This window comes from Marinobacterium sp. xm-d-530 (assembly GCF_013283365.1).
GTDB lineage: Bacteria > Pseudomonadota > Gammaproteobacteria > Pseudomonadales > Balneatricaceae > Marinobacterium_E.
Genome location: NZ_WBYM01000002.1, coordinates 24738 through 44172 on the forward strand (window position 1 = coordinate 24738; position 19435 = coordinate 44172).

The 19435-nt window shown below is 48.4% G+C and carries 15 protein-coding genes; 9 read left to right on the forward strand and 6 right to left on the reverse strand.

Annotated elements, in window-relative coordinates:
- Nucleotides 1-3: 3 nt before the first annotated feature.
- Nucleotides 4-939 carry an AEC family transporter gene (locus XMD530_RS03465; RefSeq protein WP_173480902.1) on the forward strand — a complete coding sequence of 312 codons (936 nt, stop codon included), beginning with the start codon at nucleotides 4-6 and terminating at the stop codon, nucleotides 937-939.
- A 173-nt stretch (nucleotides 940-1112) separates the two neighbouring features.
- Here the strand turns inward: XMD530_RS03465 and XMD530_RS03470 are convergent, their stop codons facing one another.
- Together XMD530_RS03470 and XMD530_RS03475 are read right to left on the reverse strand one after the other, a co-directional pair.
- Nucleotides 1113-2057 (reverse strand): Gfo/Idh/MocA family oxidoreductase, encoded by a 945-nt coding sequence (locus tag XMD530_RS03470; protein WP_173480901.1) that lies wholly within the window; start codon nucleotides 2055-2057, stop codon nucleotides 1113-1115.
- A gap of 126 nt (nucleotides 2058-2183) precedes the next feature.
- Nucleotides 2184-3395 carry a LysR family transcriptional regulator gene (locus tag XMD530_RS03475; RefSeq protein ID WP_173480900.1) on the reverse strand — a complete coding sequence of 404 codons (1212 nt, stop codon included), beginning with the start codon at nucleotides 3393-3395 and terminating at the stop codon, nucleotides 2184-2186.
- Between the two features lie 143 nt (nucleotides 3396-3538).
- Between XMD530_RS03475 and XMD530_RS03480 the strand changes: the two genes are divergently transcribed.
- The 6 genes from XMD530_RS03480 to XMD530_RS03505 are packed head-to-tail and all read left to right on the forward strand — an operon-like array spanning nucleotide 3539 to nucleotide 8374.
- Entirely contained in the window at nucleotides 3539-4546 is a 1008-nt protein-coding gene (locus tag XMD530_RS03480; RefSeq protein ID WP_173480899.1) for an amidohydrolase family protein, read from the forward strand.
- A 10-nt stretch (nucleotides 4547-4556) separates the two neighbouring features.
- Nucleotides 4557-5234, forward strand: coding sequence for a 4-carboxy-4-hydroxy-2-oxoadipate aldolase/oxaloacetate decarboxylase (locus tag XMD530_RS03485; protein WP_173480898.1), 678 nt, complete (start codon nucleotides 4557-4559; stop codon nucleotides 5232-5234).
- The gene (locus XMD530_RS03490) at nucleotides 5227-6285 is read left to right on the forward strand and encodes a 4-oxalomesaconate tautomerase (protein ID WP_173506737.1); all 1059 of its coding nucleotides are present in this window, start codon (nucleotides 5227-5229) and stop codon (nucleotides 6283-6285) included. The genes XMD530_RS03485 and XMD530_RS03490 overlap by 8 nt, the downstream gene beginning before the upstream one ends.
- Nucleotides 6286-6300: 15 nt before the next feature.
- Nucleotides 6301-7173, forward strand: a complete 873-nt coding sequence (locus tag XMD530_RS03495) for an amidohydrolase family protein (protein ID WP_173480896.1) — start codon at nucleotides 6301-6303, stop codon at nucleotides 7171-7173.
- A 9-nt stretch (nucleotides 7174-7182) separates the two neighbouring features.
- A complete protein-coding gene (locus tag XMD530_RS03500) occupies nucleotides 7183-7539 on the forward strand; it encodes a protocatechuate 3,4-dioxygenase (protein WP_173480895.1) in 357 nt (118 codons plus the stop codon).
- Nucleotides 7532-8374: a class III extradiol dioxygenase family protein gene (locus tag XMD530_RS03505; RefSeq protein ID WP_173480894.1), complete on the forward strand. Its 843-nt coding sequence runs from the start codon at nucleotides 7532-7534 to the stop codon at nucleotides 8372-8374. The genes XMD530_RS03500 and XMD530_RS03505 overlap by 8 nt, the downstream gene beginning before the upstream one ends.
- A 180-nt stretch (nucleotides 8375-8554) precedes the next feature.
- Here XMD530_RS03505 and XMD530_RS03510 read toward each other — a convergent pair whose 3' ends face one another.
- Nucleotides 8555-9220: a GntR family transcriptional regulator gene (locus XMD530_RS03510; protein WP_173488885.1), complete on the reverse strand. Its 666-nt coding sequence runs from the start codon at nucleotides 9218-9220 to the stop codon at nucleotides 8555-8557.
- A gap of 183 nt (nucleotides 9221-9403) precedes the next feature.
- Between XMD530_RS03510 and XMD530_RS03515 the strand changes: the two genes are divergently transcribed.
- Together XMD530_RS03515 and XMD530_RS03520 are read left to right on the forward strand one after the other, a co-directional pair.
- Complete coding sequence (locus XMD530_RS03515; protein WP_173506738.1) at nucleotides 9404-9628, forward strand: DUF2798 domain-containing protein; 225 nt, start codon at nucleotides 9404-9406, stop codon at nucleotides 9626-9628.
- 41 nt (nucleotides 9629-9669) lie between these two features.
- Nucleotides 9670-10536 (forward strand): ribokinase, encoded by an 867-nt coding sequence (locus XMD530_RS03520; protein WP_173484506.1) that lies wholly within the window; start codon nucleotides 9670-9672, stop codon nucleotides 10534-10536.
- Here XMD530_RS03520 and recD read toward each other — a convergent pair.
- The 3 genes from recD to recC are packed head-to-tail and all read right to left on the reverse strand — an operon-like array spanning nucleotide 10533 to nucleotide 19427.
- Nucleotides 10533-12377 (reverse strand): exodeoxyribonuclease V subunit alpha, encoded by a 1845-nt coding sequence (recD, locus tag XMD530_RS03525; RefSeq protein ID WP_173506739.1) that lies wholly within the window; start codon nucleotides 12375-12377, stop codon nucleotides 10533-10535. The genes XMD530_RS03520 and recD overlap by 4 nt on opposite strands.
- Entirely contained in the window at nucleotides 12364-16032 is a 3669-nt protein-coding gene (gene recB, locus XMD530_RS03530; protein WP_173506740.1) for an exodeoxyribonuclease V subunit beta, read from the reverse strand. The genes recD and recB overlap by 14 nt, the downstream gene beginning before the upstream one ends.
- Nucleotides 16029-19427: an exodeoxyribonuclease V subunit gamma gene (gene recC / locus XMD530_RS03535; protein ID WP_173506741.1), complete on the reverse strand. Its 3399-nt coding sequence runs from the start codon at nucleotides 19425-19427 to the stop codon at nucleotides 16029-16031. The genes recB and recC overlap by 4 nt, the downstream gene beginning before the upstream one ends.
- Nucleotides 19428-19435: the final 8 nt, after the last annotated feature.

The window sequence follows — 19435 nt, forward strand, 5'->3', positions numbered from 1 at the left end:
TAGATGATGAACGTTCTCGGGATTACCGCACCGCTCTTTACGTTAATGGCTCTTGGGTTTTTAGCCGTTAAATATAACGCACTGTCTAAGGAGGCTATCCCTGGGATAGCCCGCTTTGTTTTGGTTTTTTGCATACCGGCGATCATTGTCGGCAATCTATCTAAGAATAGCCCTGCTGATATCTTTAATAGCGATTACGTATCGATTTATGCTATTGCCGCAGTCGCTACCTTCTTCATTTCGTTGGGTCTGATTCGGAGCGTCAGACAAGGTGATGCTAAACAGTCATCAGCATTAGCCATTGGGGCCGCTATGCCCAACAGTATTTTTGTTGGCTACCCTATTCTGCTGCAGGTCATGCCCGATATGGCCGCTCAAGTATTAGTTGTCTGTATACTGGTCGAAAACCTAGTGGTGCTTCCGTTAGCGCTCCTGACTACTGAGTACTTCTCAGCTGATCATAAAGACAAAACGCTGTTAGGCTCACTAAGCTCAATTTTTAAACGCCTGATCAACAACCCGATACTCATCGCAATAGCGGTTGGCTTAATTTTATCGTTGAGCGGCTTTCAACTGCCGTTGTTCATCGACGAAAGCTTAGGGGTGCTCGCAAAAGCGGCTGGTGGCGCAGCACTGATCGTTATTGGAGGATCTTTAGTAGGAAACTCTATTCGCGATGATTTGAGTACTTTAGGAATGATTGCAGGGGCAAAACTGTTGATTCAACCTGCTCTAGCCCTTCTGCTGATTACCCTCTGGTGGGACTTTGATCGACAATGGCAGATAGCTCTAATTGTCATCACCGCTTCACCCATGTTCACCATCTACCCTATTCTCGCTGCACCTTATGGCGCAGCAAAGACGGCTTCCAGCTCATTGCTGCTGACTACGGTCGCGTCTTACGCGACGCTAAACACTGTTTTGGCGTTTGTGTTGTAGGTTGGAGCGTAATTTGAGGGCGGATGACAGGCTGAAGCCAGTCACCGGTGCTTGCCTTGACATCTTCGTGCCAGTGACTGGCCTTCAGCCTGTCACCTGCTCTCTCAGCGTCTTCCAGTGAAGAAGACAACAAAAAGGCCGCTACAGCGGCCTTTTTAACGACAAGCCAACACTTAATCCAAAAGCTGTTCTAGCTGGTGTAGTGTCTCCATCGCAGGCAATACTTGCTGAACGCTTGAGTTTGGCTCGCGGCCTTCGCGAATTGCAGAAATGAACTCACGATCCTGAAGCTCGATGCCGTTGTTAGAAACAGCAACGCCAGAGAGATCAATTGGGTTCTCGTTACCATCAACCAAATCATCGTAACGGGCGATGTAGGTACCCTTGTCACAGATGTAACGGAAGAAAGTACCAAATGGACCGTCGTTATTGAAAGATAAAGAGAGTGTACACAGTGCACCGCTCTCTGATTTCATACCAATCGACATGTCCATTGCAATGTTAAGTTCTGGGTGAATCGGACCCTGCATCGCTTGTACTTTTGTACACTTCTCGCCAGTCTGGTACTGGAATAGATCCACGGTGTGACAAGCGTGGTGCCAAAGCAGGTGATCCGTCCATGAGCGCGCCTTACCCAGAGCGTTCTTGTTAGAACGACGGAAGAAGTAAGTTTGAACATCCATCTGTTGAATCTTAAGCTCACCCGCTTGGATTTTGTTATGAATCCACTGGTGGCTTGGGTTGAAGCGGCGAGTCTGACCCGACATGGCTACCAAACCCGTGCGCTTTTGTGCCTCCACCAGTTTGATTGAGTCTTCAATGTTATCCGCCATCGGAATCTCAACCATGACGTGCTTGCCTGCTTCAAGACACTGAATAGACTGAGAGGCGTGCATTTGAGTCGGTGTTGCAAGAATGACCGCATCCACATCATCGCGCGCAAGCGATTCAGCAAGATCTGTTGTTGCGTGAGCGATACCACGCTCTTTAGCAAACTCAGCAATGGCATCAGGTTTAGTACCAACGACTGACGTCACAACAACATCCTCAATGTTACTCAATGCATCTAAGTGTTTTAGACCAAATGCGCCCATAGCGCCTGCAACACAAACTCTCATTAGTGTCTCCCTAATTCGAATGGATAAATATTGTCCCTAAGATTATCAAAATGGATCTTTCATAGAACCGTTAAAAATTCTAGACGTCATTCAAAAATGTGAATGTAAGCTTAGACAAAACCGCTTCTAAGATACGGCCAGCCGCAGTAGATCAATAAATTTTTGCTGGGCATTAGTGGGGTTCCATGAGCTGCGACGGGTAATGCCGATTGGGCGTTTAGTGCCTGACATCTCAAAAGGAAGCACCGCCAAATCCCCTTTGGATAACTCAAATTCCAACTGATGCTGAGAGATTAATGTGAGTCGATCACCGCCAAGTAACAGCTCTCGAATCAGCACATGGGAACTGGTTTCGACGATGGATAGACCTTCCCTCTCCTCACCTTGCAGAATCAGTTCTTCAAATAGGTTGCGGGTTGGCGCCCCACTTCTTGGGATAACCCAACCGTAGTTAAGAAGGTCCTCTCGAGTAATCTGATCTATATTGAGAGCGGGATGCCCTTTGCGTGCCACAATTGCTAATGGAGGCGCTATGAGTTCTTCTTGAACAATATCACTGGTTGGGATCGGGAAACGCAACGCACCGACCAAGAGATCCACATCCCCCTGAAGGATATGGGCTAAAAGATCTTCATAGGGCCCATCAACCAACTCTAAAGTGATACCAGGATAAGCTTTGGTAAATTCATTAATCGCTTTGGGCAACAGAGAGGTGCGTGCTAGTGGCATGCTGCCGATGCGCATCCGTCCCACTTCACGACCATCACCAAGGCCTGACAACTCTTGAAGCCCCTGATGAATCTCTGAAATGGCCAACTTGGTTGATTTGGAGAACACTTTGGCCGCTCGTGTTGCCGCAATGCCAGTACTGGTCTTTTCGAACAGCGACAGCCCCATGAGTGACTCGAGCTCACGAGCTGATCGATGCAGTGAAGATTGTGATACACCCAGATTACGACCTGCAACGCTGTAGTTTTGCGCATCGGTAACCGCTACTAGTGCTTTTAATTGGGTCGTCGTCAGCTGCGTCATGATGCGCTCAATCGTCTCCATACGACGATTCGACATGGACGACAGTGCATCGGCCAGACCTAATCTTAGAATAGCAAAGGCGCTGTTGACCCTCGCTTCCCAGACGCCACCAGCTTCAGTCAGATACATCCCGCTGGACTGGCGTTCAAACAGCTTTACACCCAGCAAGCGTTCTAACTTCGCAATGGCTTGAGTCATCGCAGGTTGAGAGAGAAAGACACGCTCTGCAGCCTGACTTATACCTCCTGCATTGGAGACCTCAATGAATACCCGAAGATGTCGTATGTTAGGAAGATTCTTGAACATAAGGGTCATTGTAACCTGATGTGATTTAAATACCTATATCAAAAACAAATACCTAAAAAGTAAAAACTAAATAGCTTAAAAAAGGCGATATAGAGAGGATAGAAAAATAGAAATCCAATTCATTATAAAAGGACGTTTGAGACATGATTATCGATTGCCATGGTCACTACACAACCACACCTCCTGGTGTTGGCGCTTGGCGTGAAGCTCAAAAAGCAGAAGTAGAAAAGAATCCAGATTTTGTTGGTGAAAAAGGCGACTTTGGTGTTACTGATGATGAGATCCGCGAGTCGATCATCAACAATCAGTTAAAACTTCAGCAAGAGCGTGGCACTGATCTTACTATCTTCTCACCTCGTGCTAGCTGGATGGCTCACCATGTGGGTAATGAACACACCTCTAAATTCTGGACTGAAAACCAAAACGATCTCATTCGTCGTGTCTGTGACCTATTCCCAGAGAACTTTGTTCCTGTTGCTCAGCTGCCTCAATCTCCAGGTGTTGATCCAGCTAAATCTGTACCAGAGATCGTTCGTACCGTTGAAGAGATGGGTTTTATTGGTATTAACCTTAACCCAGATCCATCAGGTGGCCACTGGAATGGCAGCCGCCTTTCGGCTCGAGAGTTCTACCCTATTTACGAGAAGATGTGTGAATACGACATTCCAGCAATGATCCACGTATCAGCTGCCTGCAACCACAACTTCGATACGACAGGTTCACACTACCTAGGTGCTGATACCACGGCATTCCAGCAGTTGATGATGTCTGATGTATTTAAAGACTTCCCAACACTTAAGATCATCATCCCTCATGGTGGCGGTGCAGTTCCTTACCACTGGGGTCGTTTCCGCGGGATGGCATTGGATAAAGGTTTCGAACTTGAAGAGCGCGTATTGAATAACGTCTTCTTCGATACCTGTGTCTACCACCAGAAAGGTATCGACTGCCTTCTAGATGTCATCCCAACTGAAAACATCCTTTTCGCATCAGAGATGATCGGCGCGGTTCGTGGTATCGATCCAGAGACAGGTCACTACTTTGATGACACTAAACAATACATCGACGCGACAACTAAAGTGAATGCTGAGCAGAAAGAGATGATCTTCTCTGGCAATGCTCAACGTGTATTCAGTCGTTTGAAGGTTTAAGGAGAGGATTATGGCAGAGAACGTAGTTGTTCAACATATTGAACGTGCTGATTCAGAAGTAATCGCAGGTCTAGCTAAATTGGGCGTTGCAACCGTTCATGAAGCTCAGGGTCGTCGCGGTCTATTAGCGCACTACATGCGCCCAATCTACTCAGGTCGCTCTATTGCAGGCAGTGCAGTGACAATCTCTGGTGCTGCCGGTGATAACTGGATGATGCATGTTGCTATTGAGCAGTGTAAACCCGGCGACATCATGGTGTTTGCGCCAACTTCACCTTCTGTAGATGGCTTCTTTGGTGATCTACTGGCGACCTCAGCTAAATCGCGTGGCGTACAGGGCCTAATCATTGATGGCGGTGTTCGTGATACTGCTATCCTTAAAGAGATGGATTTCCCAGTCTGGTCTAAAGCTGTTTACGCCAAGGGCACCATCAAAGAGACTCTGGGCTCAGTGAACATCCCTCTGGTCTGTGCTGAAGCATTGATCTACCCAGGCGATATCATTGTTGCTGACGATGATGGCGTCTGTGTTGTTCGCCGCGATGAAGCCGAAGAGGTTCTTAAAGAGGCGCTAGCGCGTGAAGCTCGTGAAGAGGAGAAGCGTGTTCGCATGGCGAATGGTGAGCTAGGTCTTGATATCTACAACATGCGCCCTCGCCTTGAAGAGAAAGGCCTTAAGTATGTCTAATGGCATTCGCTGCATGTGGATGCGCGGCGGTACATCTAAAGGCGGTTACTTCCTAAAGAGCGACCTACCTTCAGATACTGCCTCACGAGACGCTTTTCTTCTTGGCATGATGGGTTCTCCAGATCCACGCCAGATTGATGGTCTCGGTGGTGCTGACCCACTGACCTCGAAAGTTGCCGTTGTTAGCGCTTCTGATCGTGACGACGCCGATGTCGATTACCTCTTTTTACAGGTATTTGTTGATCAAGCAATCGTTACCGATGCGCAGAACTGTGGCAATATCTTGGCAGGTATCGGTCCCTTCGCCATTGAGCGTGGCCTAGTTCAAGCAACGGGCAATGAGACTCAGGTTCGTATCTTTATGGAGAACACGGGCCAGATCGCTATCGCTACAGTAGCTACACCAAACGGCCAGGTTTCCTATAAAGGCGACTCAAAGATTGATGGCGTACCAGGCACTTCGGCTGCGGTCCCTCTAGAGTTCCTTGATACAGCGGGTTCATCTTGTGGCGCCCTTCTTCCTACCGGTAACGCAGTTGATCTGATCGACGGTGTTGAATGCACCCTGATCGATAACGGCATGCCAGTAGTCGTAATGCGGGCATCGGATATGGGTATTACAGGCAGTGAGTCTCGTGAAGAGTTAGAAGCTAATAGCGACCTTCGCGCCAAGCTTGAAGCCATTCGCTTACAAGCGGGTCCAATGATGAATCTCGGCGATGTGACTGAGAAGTCTGTACCTAAGATGAGTATGGTGAGCGAAGCAACCGATGGTGGTGCGCTATCTACACGTACATTCATCCCTCATCGCTGCCACGCCTCTATCGGTGTATTGGGTGCAGTCAGCGTTGCTACGGCAGCTATTTTGCCGAACTCACCTGCCGCTTCAGTGGCCACTCTACCTGAAGGCAATAGAAAAACCTTAGCCGTTGAGCACCCGATCGGAGAAATGACGGTCGTTATTGATATCGATCAGGATGGCCAACCGAAAAGCGCTGCACTATTACGCACAGCGCGAAAACTATTTGATGGCGAAGTTTTCGCTGAATAATTAGGAATAAAGAACATGGATGCAGATTACCGCCCGTTTCACGACAACCCTAAAAAGCCTGACTTTGTAGCGCCTGCTGGTGCAGTGGATGCACACTGCCACGTATTTGGTCCTGCGGATAAATTCCCATACCACCCCAAGCGTAAATACACACCTTGCGATGCATCTAAAGATCAACTCTTTGCTCTGCGTGATTACCTTGGTTTCAGTCGTAACGTGATCGTTCAGGCTTCTTGTCACGGCACAGACAATGCAGCACTGGTTGACGCACTTGAGACTGCAGGCGATCTAGCACGCGGTGTAGCGGTCGTTGACCCAGCGATCACGGTAGAAGAACTTGAAGCGATGGATAAAGCGGGTGTCCGCGGTGTTCGATTTAACTTCGTTAAACGTCTAGTCGATACAACCCCTAAAGAGGTATTCCTATCGATCGCTGAGAAGATCAAACCACTAGGCTGGCACATCGTTGTCTACTTTGAAGCGCCAGATCTAGAAGATCTAATCCCGTTCCTTAACGAGCTAAACACAACCATCGTGGTTGACCACATGGGTCGTCCAGACGTGGCTAATGGTGTTGATCACCCTGACTTCCAGCGTTTCATGAATCTTATGCGTAACAACGATAAGGTGTGGACGAAAGTCAGCTGTCCTGAGCGTTTGACGCTACAGGCACCGGACTACTCTGACGTTGTGCCGTTCATGCGTGCACTCGTTGAAGCTTTCCCAGATCGCGTACTTTGGGGTACAGACTGGCCGCACCCGAACATGAAATCACACACACCTGATGATGGTGCACTGGTTGACGTGATTCCACAGATTGCCGTAACTGAAGAGCTACAGCGTAAACTATTGATCGACAACCCAATGCGTTTGTACTGGGAACGATAAGGAGTTCTTATGATTGAACCGATCATTGAAGGAACATACAAATTTGATGGCGTAGCAGCAAAACTCGGCTACAACCTCAATAAGATGTGTTTCTCTTTCAACGAGGAGAGCTGTCGCGAAGAGTTTCGTCAAGACGAAGCGGCTTACTGCGATAAGTTTAAGCTGAACCCTGCACAGAAAGAGGCGATCCTAAAACGCGACATCATCGCTCTACTTCGTAATGGCGGCAGTATCTACTACCTTGCAAAATTTGCAGGCACGCTTGGGCTTAACGTACAGGACGTTGGCGGCATCATGACCGGCCAAACGACTGAAGAGTTCCAAGCATATTTAGACAGTCAGGGAGTGGGCAAAACGAATGGCTAAAATCTTAGGTGCTATCGGCACATCACACGTTCCTGCTATTGGTGTAGCAGTTGATCGCGGCATTGAGGACACCCCTTACTGGAAAGACCTATTCGCTGCTTATGTACCAGTTCGCGAATGGATCAACGAGAACAAGCCAGACATCGCTGTACTGTTCTACAACGATCACGGTCTTGAGATGTTCTTGGATAAGAAACCAACCTTCTCTATCGGCTGTGCAGACGAGTACTGCAACGCTGATGAGGGCTGGGGTATCAAACCAATTCCACCTCTAACGGGTGAAACAGATCTATCTTGGCACATCGTTAACCACCTGATCGAAAACGACTTTGATCCAACTGTCTGTCAGGACATCAAAGTGGATCACGGCGCGACAGTTCCTATGTCTGTCCTCTACCCAGGCCATACCTACAAAGGCACTAAGGTGATTCCCATCGCCATTAACTGTGAACGTCACCCTATGCCTAAACCATCACGCTCATATGCTTTTGGTAAAGCGATAGGTGATGCCATTCGCTCTTGGGATAGTGACCAGACAGTTGTTGTTCTGGGTACTGGCGGTCTATCGCACCAGCTAGATGGCGAGCGTGCAGGCTACCTAAATACTGAGTTCGACCAGATGTGTATGGATAAACTGGTCACTGATCCAGAGTCACTGACCCACTACACCAATGATGAACTCACGGAAATTGCCGGTGCACAGGGTGTCGAGCTCGCCATGTGGTTAGCAATGCGCGGTGCTTGTTCTGGCCCTGTTGATGAGTTGGTTAACGTCTTGATCGCTCCTATATCAAACACTGCGGCTGGTGTACAGCTTCTTGTGCCTAAAGATTGATTCTGCGTGATGGTCTAAAAAAGCGCCTGTTGGCGCTTTTTTCTTGCCGAAATGATTCGGATTAATTTCGCGGTCTCAGCTGGGCTGAGATCGCTCCTACAGTAGGACTTCGGAAAAAATTATCTACGTAGCTCTTCTGTAGAAGCGAATTGGAGCGAAGCGACAAACCGCGACTTGCTTTTACCGCTCTGGAAAGAGCGTATTCATCACCTTCTCATTGGATGAACGGATGTGCAGTCTAAGCAGTTCTGTAGCCGTTTTAATATCTCGCGCAAATGCGGCATTCATAAGCTCTTCGTGTTCATCTTTACCTGATGGTTGATTCAATGGCTGGCTGGTTAATGCCAAACGGCGAAAGCGTTCACCCTGATCATACAGCGTCGATATGAAGCGTAACTGCCACTCAGAGGGACAGGCGCTAATGAGTGCCATGTGAAAACGGCGATTCTCACGAGTACGCGCAAGTACCTGATCATCTTCTTGCCCAGCAGACTGTGACTTAACCGCTAATTCGCGGTGGCGTGCTCCTGCAATGGCCGCCTCCCAATCGAGATCACCTAGCTTGATCGACTGCTTAAAAGCATCCACTTCAAGCATTTCCCGCAGACGACTCACCTCAACAAACTCATCCGCTGAAATAGGTGCAGCCCAATAACCACGCTGACCACGACGAGTTACCAACCCCTCTGCGGCGAGCCTTGAGAGTGCCTCACGAACCGGAGCCGCACTGGATCCATAACGGTTAGCTAAGACAGCAATCGATAACTTCGATTCAGGCTCTATATTGCCCTCTAAAATATCGGTACGCAGTTGTTGGTAGGTTGACGGGGTTTCTTGGTTTTCCACCCTTAGGCTCCATTTGTATCTATTAGCCTATATTTTCTCTTATCTTGAAAATTAAAGCTATTGAGCATTTAACTGTTTAAGTAGGTCTTAATCTCTTAGATATGTAGAATTCTGCTCTTAATATTTACAAGCTAATCCCGTATCATTGCCAATATTAGAATTTACTAATTAATAGGCTTATCTATGTTTCCTAAAAAACGCGCTCCTCTTGTTCAATCAGTGTTAATGTCTCTGGTGATGGTAACGATCATGACCTTTGTGATTACCACGGTGAATACCGGTTTAGGTGAAGGTTTTATGGCTCGTTGGGGCTACGCTTATCTGGTTGCTTGGCCGATTGCCTTCTCTGTGATCCTAATTTTTGGTCGCCGAGTCGCTGCATTGACTCAAAAGCTTTGCACTAAGTAGGTTTTTAGATATCGTTGGCTGAACTCATTAAGGATTCGTGAATGGCCATTTACAACCTAGGCTCAGTCAACATAGATTACTTCTACTCACTGCCCCACCTAGTTAGGCCGGGTGAAACACTCGCAGCCAATAACTTTACACAGGGGTTGGGTGGCAAGGGTGCCAACCAGAGTGTTGCCATTGCTAAAGCGGGTGGTCGCGTTAAGCATATAGGTGCGATGCACCCTGCAGATAAACGATACTTCGACCAATTAGAAGCGTTAAATATCGATACGACCCACCTATTTATGTCGGAAACGCCAACAGGTCATGGCATTGTTATGGTCGATGAAGAGTCGGCTGAGAATCAAATCCTTGTCTACCCAGGTGCTAACTTTGCTATTACCGAACAGATGGTAGATGAGGGCTTAAAGGATGCAACCGCGTCTGATTGGGCGCTCTGTCAAAACGAGACCTCGCAAACTGAACACTTCATGAAATGCGCAAAGGCTAAAGGGATGAAGCTCTGCTATTCAGCAGCCCCCTTCGACGCAGATAAGACCCTAGTGATGCTCCCGTTAATCAATATGTTGGTCGTCAATGAGATTGAGGCCAAGGATTTAGAGCGCGCATTGAACCGCCCGATTAAAGAGTGCGGCGTTGATCATATTCTAGTGACACTGGGTAGTCGTGGTGTTCGATATATAGGCTCAGAGGATGAGTTTATACTGCCCTCACCCACTGTCGACGCCGTTGATACGACCGGGGCCGGTGACACATTTCTGGGGCTTTTCCTCGCGCGCTATGACCAAACCGGGGATCTTAAAGCATCACTTCACTTTGCGGTTACCGGTGCGGCGATACAGGTGACACGCCCAGGGACAGCGGATGCTATTCCCTCTTTAGAAGAGATTGAATTAGCCCTTTAATCGGTTAAGCGATGATAAAGCCCACTGGCTCTATCGGTCTGTGTACTGATTGTCTGCTGTGTCACACTGCTGTTCATCTCGATAAGAGTAAATTGTGAACTGGCACGTGTAATGGCGGTGTAGAGAAGCTCTCTACTCAGTACAGGATTCGCTCGACTAGGTGACAGATACGCAACGTGCTTGAACTCCGAGCCTTGTGATTTGTGCACCGTCATGGCGTAAGCCGTCTCTACCGACTCTAAACGAAGGGGGTCGATCCATCGTACCGCATCTCCGCATTCGTTGATAAACGCCACACTAGGCTTGCCCTCTCGCTCTAAACAGACACCCACATCTCCGTTCGCTAAACCTACCGCGTAATCATTGGCAGTAACCATTACTGGACGGCCGATATACCACTCTTGACTCAGATCGATTAGCCCTTTTCTGGCTAATAGGGTCTCACAAATATGGTTAAGCGATTCACCACCCTCTGGTCCGCGACGCAGAGGGGTCAATAACCTAAAGTGGTCAAACAGCCTAAGCACCTCAAGTGGGTCGCAACATGGCTGAGTGAGTTTTCCTAAGTAGCTCGTATAACCCGGTATCTGTGGATCGCTACTTAAGACTCGATCAGCGATCTGCTGACGCAGGTCAGCTCCCGTTTGATAGTGAATATCGCTGTAGGTCTGTCGCCAAACAGCTTGGTAGTCAGTTAAAGACCCCTGGTTGACGGCCTTGGCTAGCTGACCAATGCCAGACTCACTGTTGAAGCGGTGACTGATTTTAAGTTGGCTAACAAAGCCTTCTGGGTTTGTATCACTCTCAACACGGCAGAGGTCTGCCAAGACAGAGCCTGCCTCAACTGAGGCTAACTGATCCTTATCGCCTAATAGAATAAGCTGTGTGCGATCACTCAATGCATCAAGCAGCGCATCGAATAGCTCAATATCCAACATGGATGCTTCATCTACAATCAACAGATCAACCGCCAAAGTATGCCCCTTATGATAACGATTTCTTCGACCAGCCGAAGAGACACCAATGAGTCGGTGGACCGTATCAACCTGAGCGTGTAACCCCTCTCCAAAACCTTCTGGAAGGCGCTCAAGCGCACTCCCAATTGAGGATGACAAACGTGCCGCCGCTTTGCCTGTTGGCGCTGCAAGTGCAATATCAAAGGTATCACCTTGGTCATCCGCTAGACGTTTAAGTAGCGCCAGCAATTTAACCACTGTCGTCGTTTTACCGGTACCTGGACCACCGGTAATAACTGCAAAACGCTTAATTGCAGACTTTGCACAGGCCTCTCGCTGCCAATCAATGCTGGCATCATCGTTCGGAAACAGTTGGTTCAGATACTTTTCTAACGAGTCCGTGTTACTGGAGGGGTTCGATAGACGCTGTTTTAACCGCTCTGCAACACGAGACTCTACCTGCCACATGCGCCTTAAGTAGAGACGCTCATGTTCAAATACTAAGGGGGGATTCTCCTCAGGCAGACCCATCAACGGACTCTGATGAACTGCGGTAAGCCACTCACTCTTTGTTAGTCGCTTAAACAGCTCACTGGGTAAAGGTATACCGGCTAATTTTGCAAACTCCGGTGGAAGTGCTAGGTAACGATCGGGATCCTTATAGAGGGAGTGAACATCGACACAACTGTGTCCACGCCCTAGCTGATGACTGACTAAGACTAAGGCTAAACCCGCCCATGCCGATTGATTGTCATACAGTTCCGACAGGTGAAGTGCGAGTTCCATATCAATAGAACGAATCCAACCTGCTTCCAACCAAAGCTCTAAGATCTGATTTAGATTCAAATCAGTGTTGGAGTCAGACCATAAATCAACTTGCTGCACTGTCTGCTCCCTGTTTAAACAAACGATCCAAACGCTCGATCTGTTCATAGGTTGGCTTGATTGCTAAACACCCCTCTCCCTCTGGCACGCCACGAAGATAGAGGTAGAGCGCCCCGCCCACTTTCTCATTAAATCCTTTGACTGGATTCTCTCTATACTCAACATCGCGGGCCAGCAGCTGCCGATGCAGGGCGAGCAGGTAGATCATCAACTGCAGATCATAACGATGCTCCACCAGCGCCTCTTGCATCTTAGACTCATTGTAATAGGAGGCATCAGGTCCTAGCCAGTTGGATTTATAATCACATACCCAGTACTGCCCATTCACTTCAAATGTAAGATCAATGAACCCTTTTAACAGGCCATTGATCGTCTGCTGTTCCAATCTCGGCCGCTCTAACTCAGGATAGATTGACTCAATACAGAGCTGATCCAGTTCCGCGACAGAGAGATGATGGGCACTGAAGATAAACTCCATCTCAGCTTGGTAGTGAGATAAGCCTGCAAGTGTCAGCTCAAAGCCAAGATCAATGGGTGTGGTTAGCATCGATTCAAGCCATTGCTCTATCATCAATCCACTCTGATGCCATCGACTTGGCTGTTGCTCAATGCAAACAGCACTCTTTATGAGATCGGAATGGGTCGCGGTTTGAGAAAAACTCTGCTCTGCTGCTCGCTCTAATACCTCATGCAAAAAATTACCTGGAATCGCCCCACGCTCAAAGGCGTGAATGGTTCCGGGCTTGGCTTGATCAAAGCGGATTAAATGATCGAACGGCTCCGTTTCAGCAATCGATTGATCCAACAAATTCTCTTCGATCTTAGAGTCGACTGCATGAGATTGAGTGCAACTTGCGATGGCAGAGTAACTGGTCATCCACCAAGATTCGCGATTAACAGGTTGAGTTAATCGCTGACATTCAGGTGAGAACAGACGATCCGTTTTAACCTCTCTTTGTTCAACTTGATCAGAGACCGATTCCAGAAAAACCCCATCTCGCTGGGTCACATTGATAATGGCCTGACTGAGTGCGTCATAGAGATCCTCTTTGGACGGTTTTTTAGGAAGTGCCTCGTTGATTCCAAGAAGGCTTGCCATTGCGGATTTCTCAAAACCGTCAACAGCACCCAAGCCTATCCAACAGGCATATTTTGCGCGAGTGAGTGCGACGTACATCAGCCGCACCTCCTCTTCAAGCATCTCCCGTTCACTGAATGACTTCTCGTGTTTCTGGGTATCTTTATTCAGTTCTTGAACTTTTTGCCCATTAAGACGATAGGTTAAGCCCTTATCACTCACCTTTACGGACTGGCTGCTGACACCAAAGGGGATAAATACAATCGGATACTCTAGCCCTTTGGATTTGTGCATGGTGATGACTTGAACTCGCCCGGAATCCGATTCCATGCGAATGAGCTGCTCCTCACCTGTACCACTCGGATTGACGATCTGCTCGCCTAAGTAACGAATAATACCCAGCTCACCATCCACAACCGATACCTGTTTTTGAAGCAATTCAGCCAGGTGCAATAGATTCGTTAAACTTCTCTCTACCCTACTGCCTCGAGTCGCTCTCAATTTACGAGGTAGATCAAATTCGGTGATCAGAGCTCGAATGACGGCCGCAATATTAGTTCGCTTCCAGATCTGATTGAGCTCAACAAAGATCTGACTGATATCGACCCACTCAGACTCAGATTGATTCAGATGTAAGAGTTGGTCACGTGTTAGGCAGAGAACCGGCGAGGCTAACGCGGCCATGATTAAAGATTTTGACCGTGGATGTGCAATAGCATTTAGAATTCGCCAAAGATCTTCCGCCTCTTGTGACTCAAACACACTCTCTTTATCCGACAGATAGACTGAAGAGATACCTGATTGATCGAGTGCTGTTCTTACCACTTTAGCTTCAGTGAAATTTCTTACCAGCACGGCAATATCGTCAGGCTGGATAGGCTCATCACCCATTGATAGTTCGCCAGAATCTGACCGGTTCAGTAACGAGGCGATTTTGCTTGCGGTATGAGTGGCCAGCGCTTGATGATAACGAGGCTTATTCACGCACTCGCCATCGTCCAAGCAGATCAGATGTAGACCATCGAGCCTCTGATTATTTGAGGTTAGGCTGCTCTTTAAGCCGTTGGCGTTAACCGGATAAAACGGCAGATGATTCACACCACTGGCGTCTCTGAAGAGAAAAGCCCCCTTCTCTTTGAGATCAGCATCGACAAAGAGTCCATTAACCGCAGAAATAACCGATTCACTCGAACGATAGTTGGTGCCAAGGGTATAGAGTTTATCTTGGCTCCCCTCTCTCGCGTCGAGATAGGTATGAATATCAGCCCCCCTAAAACTGTAGATGGCCTGTTTTGGATCTCCAATCATGATCCACGCGCAACCATCGACATTTCGATAAAGCGTACTGAATATACTGAACTGCAATGGGTCGGTATCTTGAAACTCATCAATCAACGCGACTGGATACTGTGCACGCACTCTGGAAGCTAAGTTACTCCCTAGTGGCCCTTTAAGCCCCCTCTCTAGAAGGAGTAAAAGATCATCAAAATCGAGGGCACCTGTGCTCTCCTTGAGGATCGTAAAACGCTCTGATACCCAGTCTAAGGCGTGCAGTAAAATGGGTTCAAGTTTTGGGCGACGCTGAAGACGGTCTGTATAGGCAGAGAGTAGATCCACTGCTGGGTGATCAGGCAGAGGCTTGCCTTTGTTTAGTTTGCCTTCAAAGGTCAAATATTGAATCAGTGAATCCGGACTGTCAGGCACCTCACCATCAACGGCCCACTGTCGCATCGCCAGAAGCTGATCACTGAAACCAGGCTCTTTAACTCGCCCAGCATTAAAGTGTTTAGCCTCAAACTGGCCTCTCAGTGATGCTTCAATCTCATCAATATTGTCGCGCCAAATAGTCAGCAGTTTAGTGCTACAGCTCTCTAAGTCGTTAAGCCACTCATTGATGGACTGAGCGATAGTGCGAGGATCAACACTCTTAACAAGAGGTTCCCCTTTCCAGTGCAGTTTGGCATCGCTTGACAGTGATCGATAGATCCAACCGTAGAGAGCCTCTGGTGACTTCAAGAGCATCCCTATCTGTTCAGCCACTCTGGGCTCTAACACGGAACAGTGAATACGCCAGTAATCTCGACACGCCTCTTCGAGATGGGACAAGCCATCATCACCCAGTTGTAGATCAAACAGAGTGTTAGAGTCGAACGCATGCGCTGTCAGCATGCGTTGTGCCCAACCATGAATGGTGAAGATTGCCGCTTCATCCATCCAGTCAGCGGCGCGTTCCAATTTCAATGCGCAGCCTTCCCACTCCTCAGGGGGATAACTCTGGATTAATGCAGAGGTAAAGTGATCGTCACTCTGCTCTAGTTCCCTAAACACCCGTGCAGTCGTGCTTAACTTACTGCGAATACGGTCTCGCAACTCGAGTGTCGCGGCATTGGTAAAGGTTACGACCAAAATTTCGGGTGGTAGTAGCTCTCTTTGGAAAGCGCGCTCATCGCCATGACCAAGCACCAAGCGAACATAGAGGGCCGCCAAGGTATAGGTTTTACCAGTACCCGCACTCGCTTCGATCAAGGATCCGCCTGAGAATGGGAACTCTAGTGGGTTCAGTGGCATAGGGATCATCGACTACCCTCGCGCCAAATATCACTGTAATCAATCAGTGGCGAGTAGAGGCTCGCCGCGAATTCTGCTAATCCAGCCTCTTTGATCTGTTCAAAACTCTCCCAGAGTTGAGCCAATTCAGGCTCACGTTGCCGCTCATTAAAGGTGAACTCACCCTCAAACTGAGTGGCCGCCTGTGACTCGCCCTTATTTAACAGAGCCAGCGAGGTTCTAGCCGCGATCGGTTTGGGGCTTTCAAGCATCTCTCGACGCGCTTGATCTATGGCTTCAAGCAACCGGATCGCTTCATGAGACTCAACTACTCTAAGGTAGGTCACAGCATCAGGACCAATGAAATAAGTGGTCGTAGGCCCTAAGCAGGCATTTAAGAGAAGGTGTTTTGGCCAACTACCCAACATGCGATCCTGTTTGACAGCTCCTTTCTCAATGGCTGCTCCGCTAAGCTTAACCACAGTGGCCCACTGCTTTTCTAGCTGGTACAGAGCACCAGTTTCACCAGTAATGGTAGCACCACTCAACGCAAGATGAAGCTTAAGACTGTCCTGCTGCTGCCAATCGTATCGTTCGGTGAGCCAATCAAGATGTCGACAGATCGATCCAAGGTGGCTCTTTATGGCCCTAACTGGTTTTTCAGCATAACCACCCCAGGGCAAGGTGCCCAGATCTTTTAACCGATCGACAACAGACTCTATTTTGACCTTACGATCCTCTTTGTTGGGGTATCCGAGCAGTTCTAATGCCGACGACTTGAGCAGATGATCATCAAGCTTAGAGATCACGAAGGGTTCACTCTCCTGTGACTGCTCTTTCGGGAGTGGCAGTGAGGTCCCAATCAATGATTGGTAGTAGTATCGAGCAGGCGCTTTGTAAAAACGATTGAGCTCGTCAATGGATACTTGAAGATCTAGCTCAACCGATGCTGCAACCGAGCTCAGCTCTGAATCAGGCTGATGCACTGCTAGCCACTCATGAGCAAAGGTGTTTAAGGCAGAGTTTTGATCAAAATAGTCCTGTGCGAATGGCTGGAGAGGGTGTTTGTCGGTTAACAGGTCTAATACCTTGACTGCCTTGTCAGGATTGACCCAATGCGCATCAATAAAATCACGCAGCTGAGCCACCAAGACCGATGGGGGGCGTTCACTGTTGTCCACCGCACTGCGCCCTACCCAACTGATTGAAAGCGACTCCCTCGCTGATAGCAAGGCTTCAAGAAAGAGGTATCGATCATCGTCCCTGCGAGAACGATCACCCGGTCTAAAGAGTGACGAGCGAGCCATTAAATCAAAGTCGTTTCTAACCTGGGGTCGAGGGTAAGCGCCATCCTGCATACCCAGTAGATAGATTCGTTTAAAGGGAATCGCACGCATTGGCATGAGGGTCGCAAAAGTGACGCCGCCGGACATAAACCGACGGTTAAGATCTGGGGCATCCAAAGCATCAAGCAGAAGCTGACTGAACAGATGGAGCGGGACAGGTTCTGACACCTCAGCTGAAACAGCTCGCTCCTGTATCGCTTTAAGTTCAGTCAACAGCGACAACTCAATCACCTGCTCATCAGCTTCGATGCAATCGAATATCTGCGTCATCAGGCGCTCGATTCGTTCCACCCACAGATCAAGTGTATGGTGATTCTCGATAAAGCTGGCCCACTCAGAGAACACCCTTAACAGTTGCGCCAGCGATCCTACGGCATTGGCACTGACCCCTTTAACTGACGTCAGAGGTACCACGCCTTTGACCCCATCAGATTCGCCTAGTGCGTAACCGGTCAGCAATCGGCGCAGGCCAAACAACCAAGAGTTCTGCTCTATTCCAGTAGTGACACCCAATAGGGAGCGATGTTGTGCATTTAGTCCCCATCGAACACCCGCATCATTAATCCACTCTTGAAGTGTCGCTAAAGACTCAGTGTCAAATTGGAATTTGCGCCGTATTGCGGGCACATCTAACAACTCAAATAGGACCGTAACGCCCATGCGTTGGGTGTTTAGTGTCAATAGACGCTCGAGCGCACCGATCATGGAGTGGGTTGAAGAGCGACTTTGATCACTAATGCTAAAGGGGATGAAGCGCTCATCACTGGTTGAAAGTCGACCAAACACGCTTTCTATCTGAGCACGATAATCATCAACATTCGGTACCATCACCAAGATATCGCGTGGTCGCAAGCTTGGATCATCTCTCAACGCGCCGATCAATTGATCTTGCAGGATATCTACCTCACGTTGTGCGCTGTAAGCTTCAACAAAACGCAAGCTCTGATCACCACTGGTTAATACCCTAGGTTCGAACTGAGGTGACTCTAGCTCGAGTATGTCATGCTGTATTTGGTGCAACAAACTGTTAGGTGTGGCTTCATTTTCAAATAGATCGATTCGATTTAAACCAAACTGACTCTGGAAAGAGTGACTCTCATCATAGAGATCCAACAGACGAACAAAATCGCGCCCCTGTTTACCCCAGGCCGCTAGCAGTGGCTGGGATGGCTGTTCAATGGCGAATAGATCCTCTGCAGGTTTTTCTAACTGTCTTCGATTCTTAGCCGTTAACATGTCGCGACCATCAATGATATCGGCCCAGTAGTGCTTACAAGGATTAAGAACACAGAAAAGAATCTGGATATGCTGTGATAAGGCATCAATCGCCTCTAGGGCTTGTTTAGGCAGCGACGAGACGCCAAATATGATCAATCGTTTAGGCAGTTTTGTCCGATCAACATGACCTTCTGAGCAGCTTTGCAAAAAGCGTTGGTGTACAACAGGACGAGAGAGTGATTGCTCTGATCCCAAATCGTCACAGATGAGTTGCCATAAAAGCGACTGCCAGCAATCATCAGCCGCAAGGGGTAATGAACGATTTTGGGCGTCAGTAACCTGCTCACCACCCTCTGCCCAATGGTTCAGCCAATCGCCACGATAGATCTGATATTGATCGTAAAGATCCGCCAACTGCTGTGCCAACTGCCAACGCCTCTGTTGGTCAGAGTCGTCCCTCAGGAACTGATTGAGAGGTTCGAAAGGTGCGGTTTGAGGTAAGCGATTGAGTAATCTGAATAGACGCCAGCTTAAGCGTGGTTTATCAAATGGAGAGACTTTAGGAACGGCCTCTTCACCCAGTACCGCTCGATAGGCTCGCCAGATGAACATTGAGGGTAGAGAGAATTGGATGTTAGCGGCAATACCCACACCGCCCTGCTCTCTATCTTCAGCTAGGGCAAACTTAATCCACTGTCCAATACCGTTGCTTTGAACCAGCATCTCCTCTTTATCGAAAAGATCCAGTGGATGATTAGCAAGCCACTCAACCAAGACTGATTTCAGAGTCTCTTGACGGTTTGAGTGAAGCATAACCAAACCCGGTTCTGGTCGGTTTCGACTGGCGTATGATTGATCCATTCACTCTC

Bases quoted from the DNA above. Each gene is read 5' to 3' on its own strand.
- XMD530_RS03475 (WP_173480900.1), bottom strand. From the start codon at position 3,395: ATGTTCAAGAATCTTCCTAACATACGACATCTTCGGGTATTCATTGAG.
- XMD530_RS03495 (WP_173480896.1), top strand. From the start codon at position 6,301: ATGGATGCAGATTACCGCCCGTTTCACGACAACCCTAAAAAGCCTGAC.
- XMD530_RS03465 (WP_173480902.1), top strand. From the start codon at position 4: ATGATGAACGTTCTCGGGATTACCGCACCGCTCTTTACGTTAATGGCT.
- XMD530_RS03500 (WP_173480895.1), top strand. From the start codon at position 7,183: ATGATTGAACCGATCATTGAAGGAACATACAAATTTGATGGCGTAGCA.
- XMD530_RS03480 (WP_173480899.1), top strand. From the start codon at position 3,539: ATGATTATCGATTGCCATGGTCACTACACAACCACACCTCCTGGTGTT.
- XMD530_RS03520 (WP_173484506.1), top strand. From the start codon at position 9,670: ATGGCCATTTACAACCTAGGCTCAGTCAACATAGATTACTTCTACTCA.
- recB (WP_173506740.1), bottom strand. From the start codon at position 16,032: ATGATCCCTATGCCACTGAACCCACTAGAGTTCCCATTCTCAGGCGGA.
- XMD530_RS03485 (WP_173480898.1), top strand. From the start codon at position 4,557: ATGGCAGAGAACGTAGTTGTTCAACATATTGAACGTGCTGATTCAGAA.
- XMD530_RS03490 (WP_173506737.1), top strand. From the start codon at position 5,227: ATGTCTAATGGCATTCGCTGCATGTGGATGCGCGGCGGTACATCTAAA.
- XMD530_RS03505 (WP_173480894.1), top strand. From the start codon at position 7,532: ATGGCTAAAATCTTAGGTGCTATCGGCACATCACACGTTCCTGCTATT.
- XMD530_RS03470 (WP_173480901.1), bottom strand. From the start codon at position 2,057: ATGAGAGTTTGTGTTGCAGGCGCTATGGGCGCATTTGGTCTAAAACAC.
- XMD530_RS03515 (WP_173506738.1), top strand. From the start codon at position 9,404: ATGTTTCCTAAAAAACGCGCTCCTCTTGTTCAATCAGTGTTAATGTCT.
- recC (WP_173506741.1), bottom strand. From the start codon at position 19,427: ATGGATCAATCATACGCCAGTCGAAACCGACCAGAACCGGGTTTGGTT.